This is a genomic window from Bartonella jaculi (genome assembly GCF_039543045.1).
Lineage (GTDB): Bacteria > Pseudomonadota > Alphaproteobacteria > Rhizobiales > Rhizobiaceae > Bartonella > Bartonella jaculi.
In genome coordinates this window covers 1-833 of the sequence record NZ_BAABIZ010000153.1, presented here as the reverse complement: position 1 = coordinate 833, position 833 = coordinate 1, and the positions used below count along the sequence as shown (strand labels likewise).

Genomic DNA, 833 nt, shown 5'->3' with positions numbered 1-833 from the left:
CTTATAATTGGGCACTGAGAGAGTGGCAGCAGCAATATGAAGCGTGGAAGAAAGATAGTCGTTTACCAAAGCCTAATAACTATGCGCTACGTAGACAATTCAATTCTCTAAAGCGAGAACAATTTCCTTGGATTATGGAAGTTACTAAAAATGCTCCACAAATGGCAATTATTCAATTGGGTGTGGCTTTTAAGAATTTCTTTTCAGGGAAGAGTCGATATCCCACTTTTAGAAAGAAAGGAGTGCACGATCGTTTTACTTTAACCAATGATCAAATACAGCTGCAAGGTTCCAAGATAAGAATTCCCAAACTTGGTTGGGTTCGTCTGCGAGAACAATTGCGCTTTCAAGGAAAGCTGTTGTCAGCAACCATTAGCCGTAAAGCGGATAGGTGGTTTGTCAGTCTTAGCGTTGAAACAGATAATCAAGCCTCATTGAGCGAGAACCAAGCTATTGTTGGCCTTGATTTGGGCATTAATGCCCTTGCAACGCTTTCGACAGGAGAGACTATAGGAAGCGTTAAACCTTATAAGGTTTTGTTAAATCGTTTACGCCGCTTATCACGGCGTTTAAGTCGTAAGAAAAAAGGCTCGAGCAACCGCTATAAGGCGAAACAAAAACTCGCTAAGCTTCATGCGCGTATAAGCAATATAAGAACGGATAATTTGCATAAGGTTACAACCGATTTAATTCAGCGTTTTGGTACCTTTTGTCTGGAAGATCTTCATGTAAAAGGCTTGCTGAAAAATCGTCATTTATCGCGTTCGCTTTCAGATCAAAGTTTTTTCGAGTTTTGTCGTCAATTGACATATAAGGCAACCCGCTATGGTCGA

General features: G+C 40.6%; 1 protein-coding gene. It reads left to right on the top strand.

The window, feature by feature from the left end; genetic code table 11:
• Positions 1–833: RNA-guided endonuclease InsQ/TnpB family protein (locus ABD915_RS09920; RefSeq protein WP_345117793.1), on the top strand; the 833-nt coding region annotated here is incomplete at both ends.